General features: G+C 69.5%; 6 protein-coding genes. All 6 read left to right on the top strand.

The features are described 5' to 3' along the window. The coding region (locus tag V6D00_03780) for a hypothetical protein (protein ID HEY9898280.1) at positions 1–2,130 on the top strand (2,130 nt) is incomplete at its 5' end. Positions 2,131–2,282: 152 nt separating this feature from the next. Then, positions 2,283–2,870, top strand: a complete 588-nt coding sequence (locus tag V6D00_03775; GenBank protein HEY9898279.1) for a hypothetical protein — start codon at positions 2,283–2,285, stop codon at positions 2,868–2,870. A gap of 99 nt (positions 2,871–2,969) precedes the next feature. Beyond that, positions 2,970–3,677, top strand: a complete 708-nt coding sequence (locus V6D00_03770; protein HEY9898278.1) for a PRC-barrel domain-containing protein — start codon at positions 2,970–2,972, stop codon at positions 3,675–3,677. 111 nt (positions 3,678–3,788) lie between these two features. Further along, the gene (locus V6D00_03765) at positions 3,789–4,547 is read left to right on the top strand and encodes a DUF561 domain-containing protein (protein ID HEY9898277.1); all 759 of its coding nucleotides are present in this window, start codon (positions 3,789–3,791) and stop codon (positions 4,545–4,547) included. Positions 4,548–4,612: 65 nt separating this feature from the next. Continuing rightward, the gene (locus V6D00_03760) at positions 4,613–5,701 is read left to right on the top strand and encodes a hypothetical protein (GenBank protein ID HEY9898276.1); all 1,089 of its coding nucleotides are present in this window, start codon (positions 4,613–4,615) and stop codon (positions 5,699–5,701) included. Between the two features lie 121 nt (positions 5,702–5,822). After that, positions 5,823–7,328, top strand: a complete 1,506-nt coding sequence (gene lysS, locus V6D00_03755; protein HEY9898275.1) for a lysine--tRNA ligase — start codon at positions 5,823–5,825, stop codon at positions 7,326–7,328. The last annotated feature ends 18 nt before the right edge of the window (positions 7,329–7,346 follow it).

Raw genomic sequence — 7,346 nt, 5'->3', positions numbered from 1 at the left:
CGCCTCAGGCAGCTGCCTTCGCAGGCGAGCCACCTGGCTGAGAACCTGCCCGAGACCCTCAAGGACCTGCCCGCCAAGGCCCAGGACGTCGTCCAGCACCTGCCCGAGCACCTCGAGGAGGGCGCCAAGTCCGTGCTGGCCAACGAGACCGTCGCCCAGGGCTGGCGCACGGTCGGCAAGGGGGTCGGCGAGCTCGTCGGCTTCCAGCCCGGGGACAAGGTCAGCCTGACCCACCCGGCCGCACCCGTCGTGAAGCCCCCGGTCTCGGGCGGCAACGCGGTCCTCAACCCCGCCGCCGAGATCCCCGCCGGCGCCGTCGCGGTCCCCAAGCCGAGCGCGGGCAGCGCCATCCCCAACGCCGCGACCAAGGTTTCGAAGGTCAAGCCGGTCGCCACCCCTCGGCCCGGCGCCGTGAGCGTCATCAAGGAGCCCGGCTTCGTTTCGGGCGGCACGGCCGTCACCGAGCCCGCGAATGCCGTCGCCAAGACGGTCCAGCGCGCCCGCAGCGCCAAGGAGGCGGGCCGGGTCGCGAGCGGCGTGCGCAACGCCGTCAAGCCCGCGGCCCCGGCGCTCGCCGCCCCCGTCGCAGAACCGATCAAGAAGGCCGCCGACGTCCTCAAGAACGGGGCGACGGTGCCGGTCAAGGTCAAGGACCTCAACAGCCTCAAGGAGTACGCTTCGGCGTCCAAGCACATCGCCGAGCGGGCCGCCCTGCTCAAGGAGGTGGGCCAGCCCGAGGCCGCCCAGACGATGACCGAGCTCTCGAAGCGCCTTTCGCGCGCCGGCGAGCTCGCCAAGCAGGGCAACACGCCCGCGGCCTCGCGCATGCTGCACGCCAAGATCAAGGTGGGGCTGCGCAACCCCGGCGTGCAGGACGCGATCCGACTGGCCGACAAGGCCGACGAGCTCAAGGCCGCCTTCGGAACGACCCCCGCCACCGCGCAGCCCTTCGCCGCGGCCTCCGAGAAGATGCTGTCGCGTGCCAAGCAGCTTTCCGACATGGGCCACGCGGGCGAGGCGCGCACCCTCACGAACTTCGCCAAGAAGCTGAGCAAGGCGGGCGAGACCTACGCGGCGGGCGACAAGTCGGGCGCCATGAAGCTCTTCCGCACGGGCTTCAACGAGAAGACCCAGCAGGCTCTCAAGGTCAGCGACAAGGCCGACGAGGTCTTCGCGGCCTTCGGCAAGGGCAAGGGCGCGGCCAAGAGCGCCACTTCGGCCAAGGCCGCCGTCGATTCGGCCTCCCAGGTCGCCCAGGAGGGCACCAGGACGGTAGCCAAGGCGGCGAAGGCCGCCAAGGGGAGCGCCCAGGCCGTCGAGGCGGGCGGGGCTGCAGTTGCCAAGGAGACCACCGCAACCGTCGCCAAGGAAGCCACGGCGAGTGCCGCAAAGCACGCAACCACCAGCGCCCGCACCGCCACCTCGGCCGCGCGCGTCGCGAAGGGCGCGAGTGGCACGAAGGCCGCGGCTTCGGCGGCGACTGCGGGGGATACCGCGCAGGCGCTAACCCAGACCGCGACCAAGGCGGCGAAGGCCGCCAAGGGTGCCCAGGCCGTTCAAGCCGGGGGCACCGCCGCCAAGGAGGTCGTGAAGACCGCAGGAACCACCGCCAAGGACGCCGTCTCGGCCGCCGGCGGCGCGGCGGGAACCGCCAAGGGCATGTTCGGCAAGCTGGTCGACGGCGCCAAGAACCTGTTCGGGAAGGCGAGCGAGAAGGTCAAGGGCCTCTTCGGCAAGATCAAGACGGGCGCAGGCAACTCGGCAGGCTGGCAGACCATCAAGCAGGGCTTCAAGGAGATGCTGCCGGGCCTCAAGAAGGCAGCCGTCTCGAGCGCCATCTTCTCGGCGGTCTTCTCGACGGCCGAGAACCTCTTCAAGATGTTCAAGGGCGAGCGCGCCCCCGGCCGCGCGCTGGGGGGGGTCCTCGGCGACACCCTGGGCGGGACCGTCGGCGGCGTCATCTCGTCGCTGGCGAGCGGCGGAGCCATCGCGGCCCTCGGAGCCCTCGGGGTGGTCGGCTGGCCCGTCACCCTCGCCGCGGGCGCGGTGGGCATCCTGGGCTTCATGGCCTTCGACCGCTTCTTCCGCAAGTCCTGGGTCTACGACCAGATCACCCACCTCTTCACCTGAGGTGACGAAGGCCGCTTGATAGGGTATACGAGAGAGGCCCCCAGAGGGGGGCCTCTTGAGCGTTTGGCAAAGCTGTTCCTTCGAGCCGCCACAGGCGGCAAATGGCGACACATGCCTGGCTTTGTCGAATGCTCATTCGTTCGAGGCGACGCATGGCAGACGATCCCAACCAGAAGGCCGGCTTCTTCAACCAGCTCCTTTCGACCCTGGGGCTCAAGAAGCCCGAGCCGGAGCCGGTCTCGCCTCCTGCTCGAGCGCGCACCGGCAACACCGGGGCGATCGCCCGCAAGCCCGGCACCGGTGAGCAGTTCGCCCGCTCGCGCACCGGCCCGGTCGGCGCCGAGCCCTCGCCCGAGAAGAAGGCCGTCACCGCGCCGCTCTCGCCCGAGGAGAAGGCCAAGCAGTCGGACGAGCGGCGCTACTTGATCGCGGCCTTCGAGTCGACCCCGACGCTCATCCCCGAGTTCCAGAACCCCCAGTACATGTACAAGCTCATCTCCAACGAGCGAGAGTACACCCAGGAGAAGCTCAACGCCCTGCTGGAGGAACGCAAGATGCTGCTCATCGCGCAGGGCGGCCAGCCGGGTCACGACCAGCAGGAGCGCCTCGACGCCCTGGAGGCCCAGGCCCAGGATCTGCGCAACGATCTCACGCGCCTCTTCCTGCTCATCAAGCGGGTCGCGGGCATCCAGAAGAGCGGCACCGGAGGCACGGACTTCCTGGATCCGCTCAAGAGCTAAGACTTAGTCGCCGCGAGGCATCTCGAGCGATCCCTTGTTGTACTCGCCGTGGGGCCGCGCTATATTGGCGCGCAACGAGAGTGAAGAAGGAGAATCGCCGTGAGAGTCCGAGGGATCCGCAACCTGCTCGAGCTTCCTCTGGTGACCGCGCAGCAGGTCCACATGGGGGACATCTCGGACGCGCTGCTCGATCTGAGCGAACAGCGGGTCATCAAGCTCGTGATCGACTGGGTCATGGACAACCGCCAGATCTCGGGCTCGGACATGGACCTGCCCTACAGCCAGGTTGCGACCTTCGACCCTCACCAGGTCGTCGTCAGCGACGAGATCGCCGAGACGGCGGGCCTGGACCTCCTCAACTACGACGACGAGGGTCTCGTCTCGGCGCAGCGCCTCCTGCTCGATCGCGACGTGGTCACGACCAGCGGCGATCGCCTGGGCTCGCTGGTCGACCTCTACTTCGACGAGGAGGACGGCGCCATCCTGGGCTTCGAGGTGAGTCGCCTGGATCTCGGCGCCGAGGAGGTCCGCACGCGCATGCTCGCCCCCACCACGGACATGGAGTTCAAGGACGGCGCGATCGTGATCCCCGACAAGATCCTGACCATCACCCTCGCCTCGGCCGAGGGCCTCTCGCGCGTGGAGGGCGAGGACCAGGAGACCTCGGACTACGTCTACGAGTCCGAGGGGCGCTCGGCGCGCACCCAGGAGCCCGACTCCGACGAGGAGCTCACCGACCCCAACCTGTTTCCCGAGGGGCACCCGTCGGGCATCGCCGCCGAGACGCGCGACAATCTCTTCGGCTGAGACCCCCGGCACGAGCGCGCCTGGGCGGGCGCTTTACAAGGGGGGAAGCGGGCTTCTATAATCGTCAGGCTTACGCCACATTCGCGCCATCGCAGGAGGACCACCGTCGCCATGACCCGCCTGAACCGCCTGAACCAGGCTCTTGCCAACCGCACCTTCGTCAAGGTGATCGCCGGGATTGAGAACTTCGACACCCACCACGTGATGGGCGTGGTCGCCGCCGCCGAGGCCGCTGGCGCCCATGCGGTGGACATCGCCGCCGACGCCGCGCTGATCCGCACCGTCAAGGAGTCGACCTCGCTCGCCGTGTTCGTCTCGGCCACCGAGCCCGCCAAGCTGATCGCCGCCGCCGAGGCCGGCGCCGACGTCATCGAGCTCGGCAACTTCGACGCCATGTACGCCCGCGGCGAGGAGCCCACCGCCGAGCAGATCCTCGGCTGGACCCGCGAGGTCAAGGCCGCCGTCGGCGACCGGCTGCCCCTGTGCGTGACCGTCTCGGGCCGCCTGCCCCTCGACGCCCAGCTCGACCTGGCCACCCAGCTCCAGGCCGCCGGCGCCGACCTGATCCAGGCCGAGGGCGTCATGGGCAACGTCGCGATCGTCGACACCCACAGCGCGCTCGCCGCGATCACCTCGGCCCTGGCCAACGCCAGCGAGATCGCCAAGGCCGTCGAGATGCCCGTGTTCGTCGCGGGCGGCATCACCCCCGCCAACGCGGCCTTCGCCGTCGGCGCCGGCGCCTGCGGCGTGGGCGTCGGCCGTGCGGTCAGCAAGCTTGCGACCGTGGCCGAGATGGAGGCCGTCGCCAAGGGCGTGGTCACCTCGCTGGCCAACGTCCGCGCCGCGGCCCCCAGCCTCGCGCTCGCCTAGCACGCCCCGTCTTCGAGCCCCGGCGACCATGGTCGTCGGGGCTCGTGGGCTGTGAAGGACCCCCGATGGCCAAGAAGCGACAAGCTCCGGTCTCCAAGAAGAAGCGCCGCAAGAAGCGCCGGCACGACCCGCGCGCCGCGCGGATCCGCGGCATCCTGATCGGCGGGGCGCTCGTCCTGGCCGCCTTCGTCGGCGTGGGCCTCGTCGCGCTCTACGAGCTCCAGGTGGAGGAGGCCGAGCGCCTCGAGGCCGCCCGGGCGACGGCCGCCCCGCGCCCCACCCCGACGAACGCCCCCTCGGCGTCAAGCGAGGAAGGTCCCGGGCCTTCGGCGCAGCCGACCAGGGTGGCCGATCTGAAGCTGGGCCTTCCCGAGAGCAAGGTCCGCGCCTTGCTGGGTGTCCCGGATGAGGCCCTCGACGACCATCGTTTCCGCTACGAGCGCCTGGGGCTCGAGCTGGCCTTCGAGCCGGGGCCGAACGGCGCCGCGATCCTGTCGGCGATCCGTCTGGTCGGCGCCTCGGTGCCCGCGGTCGCGCTGGGCGAGGGGCAGGAGGCCTTGCTCGGGGCCCTCGGGCTTTCGGGGATCGCGCCGGGCGGCGATCCGCATGCCCTTCGCGAAGCCCTGCCCGGCGGTCGGATCGTCTTCCATCGAGACACCGGCCACTTCACCCTCTACGCGCCCGAGCGGCGGCTCGCGGTCGATTTCACCCAGGAACGCATCACCGAGGTGCGCCAGGACGCCCGGATGAAGGGCAAGCTCGAGGCCGAGCTGAAGGGGCCACGCGCCTTCGAGGTCTCCTTCTCGCGGGCCTTCGACGCCCAGGGGCTGGTGCCTCAGGCGCTGAGCGACCACCAGGTCGAGACCCGCTCGCGCAAGATCGCTGCAAAGGGGGGGGCGGCGCGGGCCGTCGACCTGCGCCTCAAGGTCGACACCTTCGACGTCGACGACCTCAGGGCCCTCATCAAGCGCCGCGTCTCCATGCAGATCGCCGCGGGGGACGCGGCCGTCGCGATCACGGTCCGGGCAAAGAACGGCAGCAAGCTGGTGGCTTGCGACTGGTACTCGCCGCGCTACGCCCAGGCGGCCGGTGAGATGCCCGAGCGCCTCGGCAGCGTCGACAGCGCCGACAACATCTCCTGGCGGTGGTACTAGGACCGAGAAAGGGCCCGCAAAGGCCCGCTGTGCGTGCTCTGGCCCGGTCTGGTCGTGCTATAATGAGCCTTGCTCTGTCTATTTTTGCCGCGCCGCAGCGAACGCATATCAGGAGGCATCCTTGGAACCGACCGCGACCGTCCCGTCGAACGCCGACCTCTCCGAGCACGAGCAGGTTCGCCGTCAGAAGCTCGCCGAGATCCGCGCCCTCGGGATCGATCCCTACCCGGCGAAGTTCGACCGCACGCACGTGGCCGGCGACCTCCAGGCCAAGTACGCGGCGCTCGCAAGCGGCGAGGAGACCCAGGACGTGGTCCGGGTGGCCGGTCGCATCGTCGGCCGCCGCGAGGCGGGCAAGCTCAACTTCATCGACATCCAGGACGGCACGGGCAAGCTGCAGCTCTTCGTCTCGCTCGCGACCATCGGCGAGGAGTCGTTCGGCCAGCTGAGCCTGCTCGATCTGGGCGACTTCGTGGGCGTCGAGGGCACCGTCCGGCGCACCAAGCGCGGCGAGCTCTCGGTGGCCGTGACCTCGTGGCGCATCCTCAGCAAGAGCCTGCGTCCCCTGCCGGACAAGTGGCACGGCCTCTCCGACGTGGAGGCCAGGTACCGCCAGCGCTACCTGGACCTCATCAGCAACGACGAGGCGCGCGAGACCTTCCGCAAGCGCAACGCGATCATCAAGGCGGTGCGCGCGTTCCTGGACGAGCGGGGCTTCATGGAGGTCGAGACCCCCATGCTCCACGCGATCCCGGGCGGGGCGGCGGCGCGCCCCTTCAACACCCACCACAACGCCCTGGACATGGAGCTGCACCTGCGCATCTCGCCGGAGCTCTACCTCAAGCGCCTCATCGTGGGCGGCTTCGAGAAGGTCTACGAGATGAACCGCAGCTTCCGCAACGAGGGCATCTCGACCCGCCACAACCCCGAGTTCTCGATGATCGAGGTGTACGAGGCCTACGCGGACTACGATGACGTCATGCGCATGACCGAGGAGCTGATCAGCTCGGTGGCCCAGCAGGTCTGCGGCTCGACCCTGGTCCCCTACGGCGAGCACATGATCGAGCTGAAGGCGCCCTGGCCGCGCCTGACCATGGAGCAGGCCATCAGCCAGCGCCTGGGCAAGGACATCTCCGCCCTGGACGTTCCGGCCCTGGTCAAGCTCGCCGAGGAGGTCGGCGCCCAGATGCCCACCGAGCTCACGCGCGGGCGCCTGGTCAACGAGATCTTCGAGGCGCGGGTCTGCGACGAGCTGATCCAGCCGACCTTCATCATCGACATGCCGGTCGAGATCTCGCCGCTTGCCAAGAAGCACCGCAACAACCCCATGCTCACCGAGCGCTTCGAGGGCTTCGTCGCGGGGCGCGAGCTGTGCAACGCCTTCTCTGAGCTCAACGATCCCATCGACCAGCGCGAGCGCTTCGAGGACCAGCTCAAGGAGCGCGAGGCCGGCAACGACGAGGCGCACCGCATCGACGAGGACTTCCTCACCGCCCTGGAGCACGGCATGCCCCCGACGGGCGGCCTCGGCATCGGGATCGATCGCCTGGTGATGCTCTTGACCAACTCGCCCTCGATCCGCGACGTCCTGCTCTTCCCCCTGCTCAAGCAGCGGGAGAGCGTCTAACAAAACTGTTCCTACAAG

This window comes from Pantanalinema sp., assembly GCA_036704125.1.
In the GTDB taxonomy this organism is placed as follows: Bacteria; Cyanobacteriota; Sericytochromatia; order S15B-MN24; family UBA4093; genus JAGIBK01.
Note: the sequence above shows the minus strand (reverse complement) of the source record. Positions and strands in the feature narration are given on the sequence as shown.

Coding starts and splice junctions, on each gene's coding strand:
- V6D00_03775 (HEY9898279.1), top strand. CDS start 2,283: ATGGCAGACGATCCCAACCAGAAGGCCGGCTTCTTCAACCAGCTCCTT.
- V6D00_03765 (HEY9898277.1), top strand. CDS start 3,789: ATGACCCGCCTGAACCGCCTGAACCAGGCTCTTGCCAACCGCACCTTC.
- V6D00_03760 (HEY9898276.1), top strand. CDS start 4,613: ATGGCCAAGAAGCGACAAGCTCCGGTCTCCAAGAAGAAGCGCCGCAAG.